Annotated in this window: 22 protein-coding genes; all 22 read left to right on the top strand. The window is 33.2% G+C overall.

The features are described from left to right. The first annotated feature begins 62 nt into the window (after positions 1–62). The 22 genes from KPL44_RS15435 (at position 63) to KPL44_RS15335 (ending at position 19,096) form a co-directional block, all read left to right on the top strand. Positions 63–1,655 (top strand): terminase large subunit, encoded by a 1,593-nt coding sequence (locus KPL44_RS15435; protein WP_216252114.1) that lies wholly within the window; start codon positions 63–65, stop codon positions 1,653–1,655. A gap of 71 nt (positions 1,656–1,726) precedes the next feature. Continuing rightward, positions 1,727–2,080 carry a hypothetical protein gene (locus KPL44_RS15430; protein ID WP_216252111.1) on the top strand — a complete coding sequence of 118 codons (354 nt, stop codon included), beginning with the start codon at positions 1,727–1,729 and terminating at the stop codon, positions 2,078–2,080. Continuing rightward, positions 2,073–3,224, top strand: a complete 1,152-nt coding sequence (locus KPL44_RS15425; protein ID WP_216252110.1) for a DUF262 domain-containing protein — start codon at positions 2,073–2,075, stop codon at positions 3,222–3,224. Before KPL44_RS15430 ends, KPL44_RS15425 begins: the two co-directional genes overlap by 8 nt. Further along, positions 3,208–3,687, top strand: a complete 480-nt coding sequence (locus tag KPL44_RS15420) for a HEPN domain-containing protein (RefSeq protein WP_216252108.1) — start codon at positions 3,208–3,210, stop codon at positions 3,685–3,687. Before KPL44_RS15425 ends, KPL44_RS15420 begins: the two co-directional genes overlap by 17 nt. Before the next feature lie 57 nt (positions 3,688–3,744). Next, positions 3,745–4,977, top strand: coding sequence for a phage portal protein (locus KPL44_RS15415; protein ID WP_216252106.1), 1,233 nt, complete (start codon positions 3,745–3,747; stop codon positions 4,975–4,977). Continuing rightward, complete coding sequence (locus KPL44_RS15410) at positions 4,974–5,666, top strand: head maturation protease, ClpP-related (protein ID WP_216252104.1); 693 nt, start codon at positions 4,974–4,976, stop codon at positions 5,664–5,666. Before KPL44_RS15415 ends, KPL44_RS15410 begins: the two co-directional genes overlap by 4 nt. A gap of 16 nt (positions 5,667–5,682) precedes the next feature. Then, positions 5,683–6,879 (top strand): phage major capsid protein, encoded by a 1,197-nt coding sequence (locus tag KPL44_RS15405; RefSeq protein WP_216252102.1) that lies wholly within the window; start codon positions 5,683–5,685, stop codon positions 6,877–6,879. Positions 6,880–6,916: 37 nt separating this feature from the next. Then, positions 6,917–7,192, top strand: a complete 276-nt coding sequence (locus tag KPL44_RS15400) for a head-tail connector protein (RefSeq protein ID WP_216252100.1) — start codon at positions 6,917–6,919, stop codon at positions 7,190–7,192. 4 nt (positions 7,193–7,196) lie between these two features. Then, on the top strand, positions 7,197–7,523 hold the full coding sequence (locus KPL44_RS15395; protein ID WP_216252098.1) for a phage head closure protein: 327 nt from the start codon (positions 7,197–7,199) through the stop codon (positions 7,521–7,523). Continuing rightward, complete coding sequence (locus tag KPL44_RS15390; RefSeq protein ID WP_216252096.1) at positions 7,516–7,908, top strand: HK97-gp10 family putative phage morphogenesis protein; 393 nt, start codon at positions 7,516–7,518, stop codon at positions 7,906–7,908. Before KPL44_RS15395 ends, KPL44_RS15390 begins: the two co-directional genes overlap by 8 nt. Beyond that, on the top strand, positions 7,905–8,231 hold the full coding sequence (locus KPL44_RS15385; protein ID WP_216252095.1) for a hypothetical protein: 327 nt from the start codon (positions 7,905–7,907) through the stop codon (positions 8,229–8,231). The genes KPL44_RS15390 and KPL44_RS15385 overlap by 4 nt, the downstream gene beginning before the upstream one ends. 9 nt (positions 8,232–8,240) lie before the next feature. Continuing rightward, the gene (locus KPL44_RS15380; RefSeq protein WP_216252093.1) at positions 8,241–8,813 is read left to right on the top strand and encodes a major tail protein; all 573 of its coding nucleotides are present in this window, start codon (positions 8,241–8,243) and stop codon (positions 8,811–8,813) included. A gap of 171 nt (positions 8,814–8,984) precedes the next feature. Then, positions 8,985–9,941 (top strand): hypothetical protein, encoded by a 957-nt coding sequence (locus tag KPL44_RS15375; protein WP_216252091.1) that lies wholly within the window; start codon positions 8,985–8,987, stop codon positions 9,939–9,941. A gap of 78 nt (positions 9,942–10,019) precedes the next feature. Then, complete coding sequence (locus KPL44_RS15370) at positions 10,020–10,352, top strand: hypothetical protein (protein ID WP_253201798.1); 333 nt, start codon at positions 10,020–10,022, stop codon at positions 10,350–10,352. A 68-nt stretch (positions 10,353–10,420) separates the two neighbouring features. Next, entirely contained in the window at positions 10,421–10,546 is a 126-nt protein-coding gene (locus KPL44_RS25825; RefSeq protein WP_264174204.1) for a hypothetical protein, read from the top strand. Between the two features lie 12 nt (positions 10,547–10,558). Then, entirely contained in the window at positions 10,559–13,198 is a 2,640-nt protein-coding gene (locus KPL44_RS15365) for a phage tail tape measure protein (RefSeq protein WP_216252088.1), read from the top strand. A 1-nt stretch (position 13,199) separates the two neighbouring features. Beyond that, complete coding sequence (locus KPL44_RS15360; RefSeq protein ID WP_216252087.1) at positions 13,200–13,904, top strand: distal tail protein Dit; 705 nt, start codon at positions 13,200–13,202, stop codon at positions 13,902–13,904. After that, positions 13,895–15,745: a phage tail spike protein gene (locus KPL44_RS15355; protein ID WP_331702576.1), complete on the top strand. Its 1,851-nt coding sequence runs from the start codon at positions 13,895–13,897 to the stop codon at positions 15,743–15,745. The genes KPL44_RS15360 and KPL44_RS15355 overlap by 10 nt, the downstream gene beginning before the upstream one ends. Continuing rightward, positions 15,745–16,845: a hypothetical protein gene (locus KPL44_RS15350; protein ID WP_216252084.1), complete on the top strand. Its 1,101-nt coding sequence runs from the start codon at positions 15,745–15,747 to the stop codon at positions 16,843–16,845. The genes KPL44_RS15355 and KPL44_RS15350 overlap by 1 nt, the downstream gene beginning before the upstream one ends. A gap of 15 nt (positions 16,846–16,860) precedes the next feature. Further along, entirely contained in the window at positions 16,861–18,141 is a 1,281-nt protein-coding gene (locus KPL44_RS15345; RefSeq protein ID WP_216252083.1) for a hypothetical protein, read from the top strand. A gap of 21 nt (positions 18,142–18,162) precedes the next feature. Then, the gene (locus KPL44_RS15340) at positions 18,163–18,573 is read left to right on the top strand and encodes a phage holin family protein (RefSeq protein WP_216252081.1); all 411 of its coding nucleotides are present in this window, start codon (positions 18,163–18,165) and stop codon (positions 18,571–18,573) included. Further along, the gene (locus KPL44_RS15335) at positions 18,566–19,096 is read left to right on the top strand and encodes an N-acetylmuramoyl-L-alanine amidase family protein (RefSeq protein WP_407935016.1); all 531 of its coding nucleotides are present in this window, start codon (positions 18,566–18,568) and stop codon (positions 19,094–19,096) included. Before KPL44_RS15340 ends, KPL44_RS15335 begins: the two co-directional genes overlap by 8 nt. Positions 19,097–19,269 lie beyond the last annotated feature (173 nt).

Raw genomic sequence — 19,269 nt, 5'->3', positions numbered from 1 at the left:
ATATAAAAGTCATAATTGGCGTATTCTAATAAAGAAAAATCCCGGATAGAGGCGAGAGGATAATGAACAAAGAAGGTACATTTATTCCGACCAAATTTATACTTCCAACATCACATTATGATGATAAAAGAGCACAGCATGCTATTGATTTTATACAAAATTTAAAACACACAAAAGGTGAATGGTTTAATAAACCATTCACCTTACTTGATTGGCAGTTAGAAATCATTAGGAATATATTTGGTGTTATTAAAGAAAATAGTTATCGTCAATTCACAACAGCTTATGTAGAAATTGCTAAGAAGCAAGGAAAGACTGAACTTGGAGCTGCACTTGCCTTATACATGTTAACAGCTGATGGAGAGCGTGGCGCTGAAATATATAGTTGCGCTGCAGATAGGGCACAAGCCAGTTTAATTTATCAAGTGGCTGTAGATATGATTTCTTTATGTCCAGCATTGAAAAAGAGATTGAAAGTTGTAGCTTCACAAAAGAGAATAGTGTACCCTGCAATGAATTCTTTCTATCAGGTATTATCAAGTGAGGCCTACTCAAAACATGGGATTAATCCTCATGCAGTTTTATTTGATGAAACACATGTTGCTAATAGAGAGATGTTTAATGTAATGCTACACGGTGCTGCAGATGCAAGACGTCAGCCACTTAATTTTCTTATAACTACTGCTGGTAATGATTTGCATAGTATAGGATATGAAATACACCAGAAGGCAGTGGATATAATAGATGGAAAGAAAATAGATAAATCTTTCTATCCAACAATATATGCAGCAGCAGAGGATGATGATTGGACATTACCTAGCGTTTGGGCGAAAGCTAACCCCAGTCTTGGAGTAACAGTTGCTGAGGAAAAGGTTCAAATAGCCTGTGAAAATGCAAGGCAAAACCCTGCAGATGAGAACCTATTTAAACAATTAAGATTGTGCATATGGGTAAAACAATCTATAAGATGGATGCCAATGCACATCTGGGATTTGTGTATTTTTGAGGTTGAAGAAGAATTGTTAAAAGGCAGAGAATGTTATGGTGGACTTGACCTTTCAAGCACCACAGATATTACTGCTTTTGTTTTAGTCTTTCCACCAAGAACAGCTGAAGAAAAATATATAGTACTTCCTTACTTTTGGATACCAGAGGATAATCTAAAACTGAGAGTTAGGCGTGATCATGTTCCTTATGATGTCTGGGAGAAACAAGGGTATGTAAAAACTACAGAAGGTAATGTAGTCCACTATGGATTTATAGAAACTTTTATAGAAGAACTTCACACAAAGTATAATATTAAAGAAATAGCATTTGATCGTTGGGGAGCTGTGCAAATGGTGCAGAACCTTGAGGGTATGGGATTTACAGTAGTTCCTTTTGGACAAGGATATAAAGATATGTCTCCATCTTCTAAAGAATTAATGAAGCTAACCCTTGAGAAGAAGATAGCCCATGGAGGGAACCCAGTGCTCCGTTGGATGATGGATAATATTTACGTGAAAACTGATCCTGCTGGAAACATAAAACCGGACAAAGAAAAAAGTACAGAGAAGATTGATGGAGCAGTTGCTTTGATAATGGCATTGGATAGAGCTATAAGGAATGAAAATAAGAGTAGTGTTTATGATGAGAGAGGGATACTTATTTTATAATATTGAGTAAAATGGTTATTGATAGATATTTAGGAGAATAATATATTATAAATGATATTTGGAGGTTAGTTATGAATTATGTTGTGGAATATAAATCGATTTTCGAAATTGTTAACTTAATTAACGAAAATTCTAAAATTAAAAAGAATGTAAAAATAGAGGAATCTGAAGTTGAAATGAATCCTATTATTATTTTTGATATTATTATTATTAAAGATGATGATAAAACGTTAGATGTGTTGTGTTCAGATAAAAAAACTTTAGATAGAATTTATTATTTTAGTTCCCCAAATATGTGCCTTCAGCGTTTGACACAATTATACAAATGTTTTATAATTAATTATTCTGATATTATTAATGTTATGAAATATAAAGAATTTTGTAATAGATATAGTTTTAAAAAAAGGGGTGTTAAAGATGGATGAAAGCAAAAGTACATTAACAGAGGAAATTAATGATGAGTCTGTTTCTTATACAGATGATTCACTTTTTAATATTACATCATTTGGTACAGATTTATCATTTAGAGAAATAATATCTATGTATCAAGATGGAGATCTTGAGAAACCAGAGCTTCAAAGAAAGTATATTTGGACTAAAAATGAAGCAAGCAGATTTATTGATTCAATACTTCTTGGATTACCGGTACCAAGTATTTTTTTGGCTAAAACAATAGATGAAAAACGGTTAATTATAGATGGGTACCAAAGAATTATGACTGTATTTGACTATGTTACTGGTATATTTACAGGAGATGGTAAAATATTTAAACTTTCGAATACAGATAATATAAACGAACGTTGGAGAGGTAAGGCGTTTAAGGAACTTACTCCCGAGGAGCAAAGAAAAATAAGGAACTCTTCTATTCATGCAATTGTATTTGAACAAAAGCATCCACAAAATGATACTGGGATGTTTCAAATTTTTGAGAGAATTAATACAAGTGGTCGAGTTTTAAAGCCTCAAGAGATTAGAAACTGTGTTTACCATGGAGAGTTTAATGCATTACTTTTTAAATTAAATAAAATCCAAGTATGGCGTGACATTTTAGGATTATTAAATGAAGATTCAAGGATGGCGGACATAGAGTTGATATTAAGATTTTTTGCAATCAATGACTTTAAAAACTATGAGCATAAAAATAAAAATGTTAAGCAAATTAATTTAACAAAATATATGAATGAATATATGAGTAGTCTTAATAATATTGATGAAAAAAAAGCTGAGATTTTAACATCAAGTTTTGAAGAGGTTTTAAATTACTTATTTACTACACTAGGGAAAAAATGTTTTAGAACACTAAAAATTAAGGATGAGAAAGTTGTTTTTGCAAAAAAAGTAAATCCAGTTATATTTGATGCTGTTTCCACTGCGACAAGCTTTGTTATTCAAAAAAGAATTGAGTTACCAGTAAATGATGTGTTTGAAAAAAGATATATCAAATTGTTAATAAATACTGATTTTATAAGTGCAACTACAAATCGAACTACAAATACTGAAAATATTAAAGCTCGTATTAATTTAGCTACAACAATATTATTTGGAGTGCATTATGAATGGAACATATAAAAATAAAATTGACGATTGCAATATTGAATTATTAAAAATAAAAACTTGGATTGATAGTCATACATTGGATTCTAACATAAGATATTTGGTTAACTATTCTGTTATTAAATGTTGTGGAACTATCGAAAATACTTATAAGGAGATTATTTTTGATCATCTCGCGGATGGATCAAAGACAGAGAATATAAATTATTTAACGAAGAATATTATTAATTCTTCAAGTAACCCTACTACGGGGAAGATGCAAAGGATGCTAGAAGATATTAATGTAAATTGGTCCACAGAATTCGAAACGAAAATAAGGGGTCAAAATCAAAAGGGACAATTAAATTCTTTAGTTGGTCTAAGAAATACATTTTCCCATGGTGGAAGCATAACGGCATCAATCGATGACGTAATATTATTTTTTACTGCTGGCGAATGGATTTTGGAACAGTTATATCTATGTATTTATCCTATATAATAAACATCACCTAGGTGGTGTTTTTTTCATATTAATCTTTAAAGGAGAATGATATTTATGAGTATATTAAAAGGACTTTTTCATTCAAGAGATAAGCCACGCAATATTATGATGGGGAATGCATATAGTTTTTTCTTTGGTAATACCGCTAGTGGAAAGATAGTAAATGAAAGAACGGCAATGCAGACTACAGCAGTTTATGTTTGCGTTAGAATACTTGCAGAAACAATAGCTTCACTACCACTCCATACCTATAGCTACACAGAAACTGGTAAAGAGAAAGCGACAGAACATCAAATATATCATCTACTTGCAGATGAACCCAACCCTGAGATGACCTCCTTTGTGTTTAGAGAAACACTGATGGGTCATCTTTTATTATGGGGAAATGCTTACGCTCAAATTATTCGTGATGGTAGAGGGAGAGCAATGGCTTTATACCCGCTAATGCCAGACAAGATGACTGTAAATAGAAGTGATAAGGGTGAGATCTACTATATTTACATTAAAGAAGGACAGAGTTATCCTCTTAGAAATGATGAGGTTTTGCACATCCCTGGTCTTGGATTTGATGGTTTAATTGGTCAATCTCCAATAGCTATGGCTAAAAATGCTATAGGTATGGCGATAGCAACTGAGGAATATGGAGCAAAATTCTTTGCAAACGGCGCAACTCCCGGTGGTGTACTTATGTATCCGGGTATAGTAAAAGACCCTGCAAGAGTTAGAGAAAGCTGGAACAGTGTGTATCAAGGCACTTCAAATGCACATAGAGTTGCAGTTTTGGAAGAGGGTATGAAATTTGAAAGTATAGGAATCCCACCAGAGCAAGCACAGTTTTTACAAACTAGAAAATTTCAGATTAATGAGATAGCGCGGATATTTAGAATTCCACCTCATATGGTAGGTGATTTAGAAAAATCAAGTTTTAGCAATATAGAGCAGCAGTCACTTGAATTTGTTATGTACACACTTGATCCTTGGGTCATTCGGTGGGAGCAAGCAATTAAAAGAGCTTTGTTTACTGAGAGTGAAAAGAAAAAGTATTTCGTCAAGTTCAATGTGGATGGATTACTTAGAGGTGATTACCAAAGTCGTATGAATGGTTATGCAGTTGGAAGGCAGAATGGTTGGTTATCAAGTAATGATATAAGGAAACTTGAAAATCTTAATAGAATACCAGAAGAGCTCGGTGGAGACCTATATTTAATAAATGGAAACATGACAAAGCTAGCAGATGCAGGAGTATTTGCTAACAAAACTAACACAGGATTGGAGGTAAAAGAATGAAGTTTTGGAACTGGGTAAAAAACGAAGAAGGAAGAACTCTTTATTTTGATGGGTACATTGCTCAGGATAGTTGGTTTGATGATGATATTACTCCTAAGCAGTTTAAGGCTGAACTTACAGCGACTGTGGGAGATGTATCAGTATGGCTTAACTCACCAGGTGGCGACGTTTTTGCGGCAAGTCAAATTTACACAATGCTAAAAGAGTATAAAGGCAAAGTAACAGTGAAAATTGATGGTATGGCAGCTAGTGCAGCTTCGGTTATTGCTATGGCAGGAGCTGAAATATTAATGTCACCAGTAGCAATTATGATGATTCATAATCCTTCTACAGTTATTTTTGGCGAAGCAGTAGATCTGCAATGTGGAATTGATATGCTCTCAGAGGTAAAAGAAAGTATTATCAATGCCTATGAGCAAAAGACTGGACTTCCTAGAAATAAGATATCAAAAATGATGGATTCAGAAACATGGTTTAGTGCTAAGAAAGCAGTAGAACTCGGGTTTGCAGATAAAGTATTGTATGAACCTGACCAAGATGAATCAGCTGAGGGCTTTATTTTTGACAAGGTAACAGTAACTAATGCATTAATAAAAAAGATACCAAAAGCAAAACAAACACAGCCTGTAGCAGAGACAGGTACCCCACATGAACAATTACTTAAAAGACTTGACCTTATAAAATACTAAATTTGGAGGAATGTATATGAATAAAATATTAGAACTAAGAGAAAAAAGAGCAAAACTATGGGATAGCACTAAAGCCTTTCTAGACAGCAAGAGAAATGACGATGGTATATTGTCAGCAGAAAGTACAGAAACATATGAAAAGATGGAAGCTGACGTTGTAAACTTAGGGAAAGAAATAGATAGATTTGAGAGGCAAGCAGTTCTTGATTTAGAACTTTCAAAAGCAACTTCTAGTGCTATTAGAAATAAACCTAATGATATCCTTGATACTGAAAAAACAGGTAGAGCATCAAACGAGTACAATAATGCCTTCTGGAAGACTATGAGAAATAAAAATAGTTCCGATGTACAAAATGCTTTGCAAATCGGTACTGATAGTGAGGGAGGATTTCTTGCACCAGATGAATTTGAAAAAATGTTAATTGAAAGCTTAGAAGAACAAAACATATTTAGGCAGATTGCAAACATAATCACTACATCGTCGGGAGATAAGAAGATACCTGTTGTTGCAGGTAAAGGGACAGCATCTTGGGTAGATGAAGAGGGCGTTATACCAGAATCAGATGATTCATTTGGACAAGTATCTATAGGAGCCTATAAATTAGCCACTATGATTAAGGTTTCTGAGGAACTTCTTAATGATAGTGTTTTTAATTTAGAGAGCTATATAGCAAAAGAATTCGCTAGAAGAATTGGAACAAGAGAGGAAGAGGCGTTCTTTATTGGTGATGGTACTGGAAAGCCTACAGGGATATTTAATGCTACCGGTGGAGCAACACTGGGGGTTACGGCGGCAAGTGCTACAGCAATTACTCTTGATGAGATAATGGATTTATTCTATTCTCTAAAGTCACCTTATAGAAAAAATGCTATTTTCACTATGAATGATTCCACTGTAAAGGCTATTAGAAAACTTAAGGATGGAAATGGTCAGTATATTTGGCAGCCCTCTATTACAGCAGGGACGCCAGATACTATTTTAACTAGGCCAGTAAAAACCTCAGCTTATATACCAACATTATCAGCTAGTGCAAGGTCTATAGCTTTCGGTGATTTTAGTTATTATTGGGTGGCAGATAGACAAGGTAGATCCTTTAAAAGATTAAATGAGCTTTATGCTGCAACTGGTCAAGTTGGATTTATGGCCACGCAAAGAGTGGATGGTAAGTTAATCCTCCCAGAAGCAATTAAAGTACTACAAATGAAAATATAGGTGATAGTAATCTAAGATGAATAATGGAGGTGAGTGTATGGTTGTTTCACTTGAAGAGACTAAACTCTATTTGAGAGTTGATGGCGATGAGGAGGATACACTCATCACAAACTTTATAAGTACTGCAGAAGAAATATGTGAAGGAATTTTAAGATATCCCATATTAGAGCTTGCGACTGTCCCAGAAACCATAAAACAAGCGGTTTTATATGCTGTATCTAATATGTATGAACAACGTGAAACCTTTGAGGTGAAAGCAGTTATTGAGACTATGACAAGACTTTTATTTGCTCATCGAAGGGAAAGCTGGTGACGTTATGACTATAGGAGATTTAAGGCATAGAATAACCCTTCAAAAATTAACTACGATTATAAATGAAAATGGATTTGAGAGTGACGTTTGGCAGGATTATAAAACAGTATGGGCAGCAGTTTCTAATTTAACGGGTAGAGAATATTATCAGGCTGCAGCAATTCAAGCAGAGAAAACTGTAAAGTTTTTAATAAGGAATATTGAAGACCTAGATACATCAATGAGAATCTTGTTTAAAGATAAGCAGTTCAATATAACTACCATTGATAATATGAAGTATGAAAATGAGCATCTTGAAATAAAAGCATTGGAGGTAGATAGCAGTGGCTAAAATTGAGCTTGAAGGTATGGATGAACTTATTAATAAGGTTAACAGGATTGGAGAAAAAGGTGCAGTCATTAAAAAGAAGGCATTATCTAAGGTAGGACTACTTGTAAAGGTTAGTATGGATAGGAAAGCACCAAGATCTGCAGAAACTAAAAAACACATGGCAGATAACATAACGGTATCAGAAATAGAGAAGGAAGATGGTCTGGACTTTGTTAAAATTGGGCCTAATAAAGGGGATAATTCAGAGTTTTTTTATAGTAAGTTTACTGAGTGGGGGACAAGCAAAATACCAGCTCAACACTGGGCTGAGAATTCTATAATTGAGAATAAAAGAAAAATAAATCAAACTATTATGGAAGAGCTGCAAAGGGGACTTGAAGAATGATAAATGAAATTATTATAGATTCTTTAAAGGCACTTAATGTACCCCTGAGTTTTCAAAAGTATTCTGGAAAAGCAGAAACTTATGTAACTTTTCATGAGTATTTAGAAACAGGTGAGGAATATGAAGAGGATGAGGAAAGCTTAACAGCACATTATATCCAAGTAGATGTTTGGTCAAAGGGTGATTATACAGACTTAGTTAGAAAGGTTAAAAATCCATTAATTGCGGCGGGGTTTAAAAGAATAAATGAAGTAGACCTTTATGAGGAGGACACAAAAATCTATCATAAAGGTCTTAAGTTTTATTATTTAGAAGAAAGGTAAGGCGAGAAAATGGCAAGACAAATAGGACTCAGAGATATTCATATTGCAATAGTTACAAGTGATGATAGTATAGAAACTGTTTATGAAACTCCGATAAAGCTTGAAAGAGCAATAAGTGCCAAAATATCACCCAAGGCAAATTCAGACAGTATTTATTCCGATGATTCTATTGAAGATATCATAACTTCATTTGAAGGTGTGGATGTTGAAATTGAAGTAAACCAACTATCTCTTGAGAGTAGAGCAAAGCTTCAGGGAGCAAAGGTAATAAAAGGTGTATTAATTGAGAATAAGAATGACATACCCCCAACCATAGCTTTAGGATTTAAATCTAAAAAAAATAGTGGGAAGTATAGATTTGTGTGGCTCTTAAAAGGTAAATTTGAACTTGTATCAGATGAATATGATACTGAATCAGAAAAGCCAAAAGCACAAAGTGCAAAGCTTAAGGGGAAATTCTACCCAAGAGATTTTGATGGCAATTATAGATTTATAGCTGATGAAGACAGTATATCTGTGGATGCTACTATTATTAGTGGGTGGTTTAGTTCAGTACTAAATGAAGCTGTATTATCACAATAGGTACATTCATTTGCTTTTTAGAATTTAAACAACCGTTTTATTTGCAATTTTTACAGAAGTTCTAAAATTTATTTTATCATGGTATTAGTGTTATGGGTAACTTAATATGTTAATATAATATATTAAGTTTTAATTTATTATCTTACAATTCACTATACAAGGAGGCGAATAATGGAATTTTTGGAATTGAGAGTGCCAGAATGGAATGGATATTATCCAATAGTACCAAGAGATAAAAAAGAAGATAAATCACTTATAAAAATAAGTATACCTACGAATATTTCTAACTCAGAGCAAATTGATTTTTTTAATTTATTTAAAAAGAATTTCTTAAATAGGAATTATATTAAAAATCCTAATATAGTCCCTTATGTTTTTGCTTTAGAATATCACCTAATAGCAGACTATATTGAAGAAAGACTTTCTACAGAAAGTATTGTTGAATATTTAAAAGCTATTATGAGTGAATATGGAGAGCATGCCTCAATTAAAGGATATACGCAAGAGTGGTTAAGTGATATTTATTATTCTTTGGATAATTATGAATATTCATGGAATAATTTAGGTATTTATACAATCGAAAATGTCATAAATATAAAATGGAAATTAAGCAATAAGAGATTAACTGGAAGTGAGCTTTTAAACTTTGCTTCACTAGACAATTTAATCTTTAATAGAATACAAAAAAAACAAATAAGTAATGAACTATTAGAAGAGATAAAGGCTAATATTCAAGAAGAGTATTCTGATTGTATTGAAAAGTTTTTAAATGGGATAGACTTATGGGGTACAAAGGATAAATTTTTCAAACAATTTTCAAATGTACTTTGTAGTGAAAAATATTTAGAAAGCTTATTGGTAAATTATCACAATGAGATTAGGCAAGATAATGATAATTATTGTGGAAAATTATTTAGTAAAGATTATAAACTTATGTTTAAGGGTTTTCCATACTTTGAAATGATAGGCGATTATAAAGAATATAAGTATATTAAATGGAATACTGTTCCACGTATATTTAAATATATTATATCGCAGTATTATAAAAAAATATTTATTGATTTGTTAAATAAGAATTTTAAATTAAAAATGAGATATAGTGTTACCAAATTATCTTCAGAAAGATAAATAATTTATAAGCTGGGAGTGTATGAAAGGGTGGGGGGGAATTCCCCTATTTTTTATATCTAAAAAAGGAAGGAAGCGATGAATTTGAAAGCATCAGAACTTAAAAATAAAGGAATAAAGTTTAAACTTAAGGATAAAGAGTATGAACTTAAATTTGATATGAACACCTTCTGTGAACTTGAAGAGATTTATGGTGATATTAATGAGGCCTTTGAGGATTTACAAAACAGAAAAATTAAAGCAATTAGAGCACTTATTTATTCAGCATTAAAAGCAGAGGATGAAAATATAACTCTTAAGAAAGTAGGTAGAATGCTTACTTTAAATGATATGGAAAGATTAGGAACAGCGATTAATGAAGCACTAAGTGTAGCTATGCCAGAGGCAACAGAAGAAAATATGGGGGAATAGAAAGCCACACCGAATCTCGCGAATGGGATTGGGAGTGGCTTTTCTATTTAGGAACAAATATTTTAAGAATGTCTGAGGTGCAGTTTTGGAAGAGCACTCCAAAGAAGCTACAAGCTCTTTTCAAAATTTATAAAGCGGTCAATGGAATAGATGATAAAGAAGAATTTGATACCATAGATAATATCAATTTCTAAGGAGGTGATGGAATGGCAGCAGATAATAATACAGTTGTAGCAAGAATAGGACTTGATGACAAGGGGTTTCAAGATGGTGTGGCAAAAATACAAAGAGGACTAAAGCTTGTTCAAAGTGAGTTTGCTGCGGCCAGCTCGAAGCTTGGTGACTTTGGTAAGTCCACTGAGGCATTAAAGCTTAAGACAGATACCTTAAGCAAACAGATAGAAATACAAAAGGATAAAGTTGCAGCTCTCAATAAATGTTTTGAGGAAAGTGTTGAGAAGAAAGGTGCAGATGCTAAAGCTACCGAAAATTTAAATATTAAATTAAATTATGCTATAGCAGATCTTAATAAAATGCAAAATGAGCTTAAGCAAACAACTGAGGAATTAGATACTAAAAGCTCAGCTTGGTATAAACTGTCTCAAAGTATGGATAAAGCAGGAGAAAAGATGAAGGCTGTAGGCGAGAAAGTGTCTTCAGTTGGAACTAAACTATCTGCTACTGTCACATTACCACTCTTAGGCATTGGTACTGCTGCAACTAAAATGGCCATGGATGCAGTGGAATCAGAGAATTTATTTGAAGTTGCTATGGGAGCAATGGCTGGTGACGCTAGGAAATGGTCAGAGGATACCTCGAAGGCTCTTGGCTTAAATGCTTACAATGTAAGAAAAAATGTAGCCACTTACAATTCAATGCTTACATCTATGGGACTTACAGGGCAAGAATCACTTAAAATGTCAGAGGGATTAACTCAGCTTTCCTACGACATGGCATCCTTTTACAACCTTAAACCAGAGGAGGCTTTTGAAAAGTTAAAGTCAGGTATTTCAGGAGAGGCAGAACCTTTGAAAGCATTAGGAATACTAGTTAATGATACTACAATTAAGACATATGCTTATTCAAATGGTATTGCAAAGCAAGGTGCACAGCTTACAGAAGCTCAAAAAGTTCAAGCAAGATATGGAGCAATTATGCAAGCAACTAGCAAGGCTCAAGGTGATCTTGGAAGGACATTGGACAGCCCAACGAATAAATTACGTATTATGAAAGAACAGGCAGAGCAAATTGGAATTCAACTTGGACAGATATTAATACCTATACTTGAGAAGGTTATTGCAGTTATAAAACCATTAATGGATAAGTTTCAAGGACTGTCAAAGGAACAACAGGAAAGCGTAATAAAGATAGGGTTAATTGTGGCTGCAATTGGACCTATAATTTTAATAGTAGGAAAAGTAATTACTATTATAGGCACCTTATCTACAATAATTAGTGCTGTTTCAGGATTTATGGCTACGGCTGGTGGAATGGCTGGAGTTTTAGGCACAGCATTTACTTTTCTTACAGGACCAGTTGGTATTGCAATTGCTATAATAGCAGGGCTAATTGCTATTGGAGTACTTCTTTATAAAAACTGGGACACAATAAAGAATTCAGTAAGCCAAATATGGCAGGTTTTAAGTGTAAGCATAGCTGGTTCAGTAGATACAATTAAGAATGCAATAGTATCAACCTGGCAGACAATTAGATCTACAGTTCTACCAATAGTTGAGGGTATAGCCAGTGTTATAAAAACTATATGGGAAGGTGTTAAAATAGGATTTGTTTTCTTATGGGAGGTAATAAAGACTATTTTTATTAGTGCTTGGACCATAATTTCATCGGTTGTTCAAACTTATATAAATATAGTTACTGCTGTAATTAGTGTAGCATGGCAGCTTATTCAGCTTGTAACAACAACCGTTTGGAATGTAATATCTGGAGTTATAAGTGCCATTTGGAATGGAATTGTAGCATTTCTAAATCCTATAATTCAAGGGATAGTTAATTTCGTTACGGGTTCTTGGAATAATATAAAGGCTATTACAAACACAGTATTTAATGCAGTATATTCTGTAATAAGTACAGTATGGAATTCAATAGTTAATTTTATTACTCCAATATTAAATTCAATAGTTGGAGCTTTAACTACGGCGTGGAATACAATAAAGGCTACAACAACTACTGTCTGGAAAGCTATAGAAGTTGTTTTAAGTACGGTATGGGACGGGATGAAAAATACTACCACAGCTGTTTGGAACTCTTTATCAGAATTCTTTTCTACTATGTGGGGTGGGGTAACCAGTTTATTTACCAGTACAGTTAATGGCATTAAAAATACTGTATCTAACGTATGGAATAGCATTTTAGGAGTTACTACAACTGTATGGAATAATATAAAATCTGCAATTATGTCACCAATTACAGCAGCAGTGAATTTTGTGAGGGATGAGATAAGTAAAATAAAAAGTTTTTTTAGTGGACTTAATATTACTCTTCCTCATATAAAACTACCACACTTTAGTCTACAAGGAGAATTTAGTTTGTCTCCACCGAAAGTTCCACAATTAGGTGTTAATTGGTATGCAAAGGGTGGTATTTTTAATAGTCCTAGTGTCATTGGTGTCGGTGAGGCAGGCACTGAGGCTGTCCTCCCTATAGATAAATTAGATGAACTGATGGCTAGAGCAATAGAAAAATCAAATACTAAAACAAAGAGCTCAGGAGGATTTACACTTCATATACAAAATTTTTATAATAATACTGATAAGGACATTGAACAATTGGCATATGAACTTGGGTTCTACAGTCAAAGAGTGTCACTCGCCAAAGGAGGTGCTTAGAATGTTAAGTTTCACCTTTGGTGGTAAAAACAGCTACACTGATTATGAAATTGTAATATCTCAAAGAGCATCTATTCCTTCGCCATTACGACGCGTAACTACATTAGAAGTACCTGGAAGAAACTCAGCGTTACGTTTTGATGAAAACACCTATGAAGATATTACAATAACTGTTGAATGTTCTTTAAAAGACAATACAAGTTTGGCAGATAAAGTCGACTTAATTAAGGGATGGCTCATAGGTGCCGGAGAGAGCGATCTTGTTTTTGACTTTCAGCCCAATAAAAAATATATAGCTCAGGTAGTAAATGCTATTAACTTTGTTCAGGCTTACAAAATTTTTTCTAAGTTTATTATTATTTTTAACTGTCGTCCATTTAAATTCGCAGTAAGTAATTCAGCTATAACTTTAAATACTTCAGGTTCAATAACAAATATAGGGACAGTATATAGTGAACCAATTATTAAGGTTTATGGAACTGGTGATGCAACTTTAGCAATAGGAAGTCAAGTAAACAAATTAACAGGCATCTCAAGTAGCATAATTATAGATAGTACAATTCAAGATTGTTATGCAGTAGATGGTTCTAATATGAATAATAAAATGTCAGGTGATTTTCCAGTAATTAATATAGGCGCTAATGCGGTTTCGTGGATTGGAAATGTAGTGAAGGTTGAGATAATTCCGAACTGGCGGTGGTTATAATAAACATAATTATTTATGATAAAAAAACTACCAAAGGAAACTTTGAAAGTAATGGACTTGCAGTTTTAAATGAGTGCATTAAATGTGAAGTTAATGAAGAGCAAAACGGAGATTATTCACTTGAACTTCATTATCCTACAACTTCAAAGAAAGCACAGTACTTTACTAAATATAATATTATTAAAGTTGATGGACAGCTTTTTAGAATTTACAAATTTGAAAAGGAGCATAAAAGTAATAAAATAATTTATGTGTGGGCCAGTCATATATTCTATGATCTGGCCTTTGATTTTATAGAAAACATTTCATTAACAAGCACAAGCATAAAATCAGCAATGATAAAGGCTCTTGAAGGCAGACAGTTTGCTTCTGTCTATACTTTGGATAGTGACATTGTTATTGCAGGAAGTGTTGACTTTATTCAAATTAATCCTGCTGAGGCAATGTTTAAAATTATAGAAACATGGAAATATGGATATTTAAAAAGAGATAACTTTGATATTAAAATACTTATCTCATCGGGAATTGATTCAGGTGTACTTATCAAATATGGTAAAAATATTCAAGGTATAAAAGTAATAAATGATTCTACTGAGATTGCAACAAAGATGTTTCCTGTGGGAAGTGGTGGAGTAACCCTAACAGAAAAATATATTACCATTGCTGATTGGAATGGGGTTGACTACCCTTCATTTCAAATAATAAAGAAAGTTGAATTCAATGTAGCTGATGAACCTACATTAAGAAGTGTAGCCCAACAGGCTGCAGACACTATAGGTATTGAAAGAACAACTATAGAAGTTGATTTCGCAGAACTTTCAAGAACAGTGGAATATCAAAATTATAAACAGCTTGAAACTGTTAAAGTTGGCGACACTGTAACACTAAAACATAGTGAATTAAACTTAAATGTTAAAGTTCCAGTAATTAGAGTTACCAGTGATAAACTTACTGGCAAGAACACAAAGGTTCAGTTAGGGCAACCAAAGAAGTCAAGAGATGATTCAGCTGTAATAAACGCAGCATTAAAAACTGTTAAAGATGATCTAGGAAATCAAATAGCGAAAGTATCAACTTCAATGATGTATTATGCTAATGGTGCTGCTTTAACTATAGGAACAATAGGACAAAATCCTGTTTATTTGGGTATTACTGCGGTAGATAATACAAACCTTACTTGCCTTATTTCTATGTATGGGGTGGCAAGTGTAGTTTGTATTTTAACAATCCAGATTCTATTAGACAATAAAGTTATACCATTTACTCCTAAGCAAAAATTGCAAGTGGGTGACAATATAATTGGTATACCAATGGGTATTCCACAAGTAGGAGCAGGAGCTCATTATCTTAGTGTAATATTAAATGTTGATATAGGGACATTTACAATACCTATATTTAATCTTCAAGTTATGATTGATGGTAGGAATTTGCAGGGTGGACTAAGTTCGTCACCACCACACTTAGAGATTACTCAACCAGTGGTTTGGGTAGATTGCAAAAGCGGTAAAAATATTAATCAAATTGTTACAACAAATATAAAAGCACCTATAAATGTACCTATAATACAACAATTAATGCAACCAGCTCAACCTGGGACAGTTATAACAAGTGTGAAAATAGCGTTAACTAAAGTAGCGGAAGAAAGTAACTTCGATGCTAGTGAAGATAATATGTACAATGCAAATAATCTATTTATGACGTTTGATGGTACATTAACATTTATAACGCAGTTTACAAGCGACATTATGATAACCACATCTACAAATACTGGAATGTTATATAGTGTAGCTGTTGCTAATAGTTCGGACTTTACTACTATTATTAATTTGGAGGTATTTTAATGATTTCACCGAATATTAAGGAGCTTAAGGGTAATGCGGGTATGACTTTATTTGGAGCACATAATGATGATGTAACTAATGTGCTACCCAACATTGGATTCGATTTTATATATAATGATATTAATGTAAGGAGTGCTATTAATATAAGTGGTAATTCATGGGTAGGGTTTGGAAGTGCAACAGAACATCTTCTTATTAATAGAAGGGACGCTAGTTATAACAATTTATATTGGATTAAGGAAGTTGAAGATAATAGACCAGTATTTAGAATTAGGTGGGAAGGCAATTCTGCTTATAGTTCATATGGTTCTAATGACTTAGTGTGGGAATTAACACTTTATGATGATAATGCCATGGTGCTTGTTATACAAGCAATACCTAAAAATGGTACAGATAGTTTTGTTTCAAAAGGGTCGAGTGGAACTATAACTTGCAACTTTCAAGCTACAAAGTCTTATGTATTTTTCCCAACGGTAGTGGGAGGTAAGTCTTACATTGTTCAAGAGGGCTCTTACAAAATAATAACACAAGTATTTTTGATGGACGATGGTGGAAATGGGCTCAAAGGCTGGGATGGAAGCACATGGACTAAAGTGGCAGATCCTCCTGTAACTGAGGATATAATGAAAGCTAATGGAATTGCTGTATTGCCTTCAAGTAGGAATGGACTCATATTAACTAATCCTAGTTTATTAATGTGGACAGATAATTTGAGTGAAGTAGTTTTAAGGACAAGAACAACTGGAATTCCCACACCAAAACTTATAATACAAACAAGCGATTATTCAATTCCAGCGGGAATTAATACAGTTGTAATAACTGTAAATTTAACAGGGTCATCAGTTATAAAAATAGTTTGCAGTATAGATCAAGGATTTACATGGAAGGCATGGAATGGTAGTTGGATATCTGTTGATGTATCAGCTATTAGTAACGTCAAAAATACTGGAATGATTGCTTCAGTATTAAATGGTATAACTGCCGCGCAATGGGCAACGCTGGGAGCAAATTATCAAGAGTTAAGGTTTGCTTATTATATGGAACAAGCAGCTAAAGGTGACATTTGTAATATTGATAAAATAAGGGTTAATTATAAATAGATTGGAGGGAGATAGTTGACAAAATTAAGAGAAACAATTGCGTATAATAAAGATTTAATAACTGGAATTGAAACGTTTAAGAAAAAATATAAGTCTGCAGATGCTCCAATGATTAATATTATGACGGTAGAGTTATTTGATGCTGTAACAGGTGAAAAAGTTTATGAGGCTAAAGCGGAGAATGTAGTGAACAACTATGTTGCTAAAATGGCATACATGGATTTTTACTATTCTAAATTAAAAGGAAGGGTAGACTCGGTAGGATATATCCCCCCTTGGCAAGTTTTAGTATTAACAGATTCTATGCAAACAGAAAGTCCCGACACACCGTACATGGGTGGAACAGTTATAGGTTGGGCAAATAAAGATGTTTCCTATATAGGAACAGATAGTTTGAGAGGAACAGTGAATTTATCAGAAACAGCTCTGGATGTAAACAATGATGGCCTATTGCATTATGTGTTTGATTTTCCAACTAATGCAGCGAACGGAACTTTTCAGACGGTATGGTGGAATTCTTCTATTCTTGCTCCATTAATTTCAATAAGACCTGTATGGGAGTCCTATGGAGCCATGATTTATACTGATCTTGTATTTTATTATAACGGTAATATCTATAATGTATCTAAAAGTCTAAAATATAATTCAGATATGTCGAATCCAGTTTCTTGGACACCACCTGCGATTCTTGTAGGTGTAGGAAATGTTAATTATTATCATGATGGATCTAACTTATGGACTTTTGATGCAACAAATATAAAAAAATACAGCGCTGACTTTACTACATTAATCTCATCAACAATTTACACAAGACCTACCTCAATTGGATCAGAATTGTTTAAATGTATATGTTCAAATAGTTCAGATACTTTGTGGTTTATAACTTCTGCTTCTAAAATAGTAAAATATAATATTGGAAGCTATACAAATGGGACAGTGATTAAAGATATGCTAAGTTACAGTAATTCACCATACAGGGCATTGATGTATTGGAGTGGAAAACTGTATTATGGATATAAAAACATGTTAGCGGAATTTGATAGCGATAATAATATAACTAATTTATTTGTGACACCACAAGATTCAAGTTATGGTTGCGCGTATGCACTAATGGCGGATAATGTTAATCATATAATATATGAGTTTTGTTCATTAGGTACAAATAGGTATGGCATAGTTGCTTATATTTTATATGGACCACCTGCGGCACAGAATTTATTAGCTGCAGCAGTAACAAAGACAGCAACAAATACCATGAAAATACAATATGATTTTCAAATACAAAAAGTTTTATAAGTACCGAGGAGGAAAAGAAAAATGAAAAATTCAATTAATATTGTTCAGACTATATTCGCTACCATAGGTGGGTATAGTGGTTGGTTTTTAGGAGGGGTTGATGGTTTTATGTATGCACTGATTACCTTTGTTGTTATTGATTATTTTACAGGGATTATGGTGGCAATAGTTGAAAGACGATTATCAAGCGAGATTGGTTTTAGAGGGATATTTAAAAAGGTACTTATTTTTTTTCTTGTTGGTATAGCAAATATAGTAGATGTTCATTTAATCAAAAACGGTAGTGCAATTCGCACTGCTGTTATTTTTTTCTACGTTTCCAATGAAGGTATAAGTATTTTAGAAAATTCAGCAAAAATTGGACTTCCTATACCAAAGAAGTTAAAGGATATCTTAAAACAGATTAATAAGGAGGAGAATGATAATGAGTAAATTATGTTTTGATTATGGACATGGAGGAGAAGATGGTGGAGCCTCTTATAATGGAAGGAAAGAATCTAATGATGTATTGAGTTTAGGTAGAGCTGTAGCAACAGAAGTTAGAAGGAACGGAGTTATTGTACATGAAATAAGAACTACGGATGTTACAGTTAGCCTTACAAATAGGAGTAACTTTGAAAATGAAAACACATACGATTACTTTATTTCTTTTCACAGAAATGCCTTTCAGCCTGAAAAGGCAAAGGGAGTAGAAATCTATACGTATTTAAATGGAGGAGCAAAGGCAAAGACTTTAGCACAGCGGATACAAACATCTCTTGTTGCATTAGGGTTTATAAATAGGGGAGTAAAGGAAGCTAATTTTCATGTATTAAGAGAAACAAAGTCCCCAGCGGTACTTGTTGAGATTGGGTTCATTGATAATACAGGAGATAATAATCTTTTCAATAGCAAAAGAAGTGAAATTATTAAGGCAATATCAAAAGCCATTCTTTCAGTGGTAGATATTAAATAAATTAAATCTTCAAAGCAATAGCCATCCCAGATTAGAAGTGGACAAACCCTTTATAAAGTTATGGTAGGTTCCAATGCAATAGGAGAAAATAATCCAAAGCAAGTTAAAAAATTAAAGGAAGAATAATTTGATTTATGGACATGATGAATGTCGGGAGAGGCTATTTTGATTTC

Source organism: Clostridium sp. DSM 17811, assembly GCF_018861905.1.
Taxonomy (GTDB): domain Bacteria; phylum Bacillota; class Clostridia; order Clostridiales; family Clostridiaceae; genus Clostridium_AD; species Clostridium_AD frigoriphilum.
Note: the sequence above shows the minus strand (reverse complement) of the source record. Positions and strands in the feature narration are given on the sequence as shown.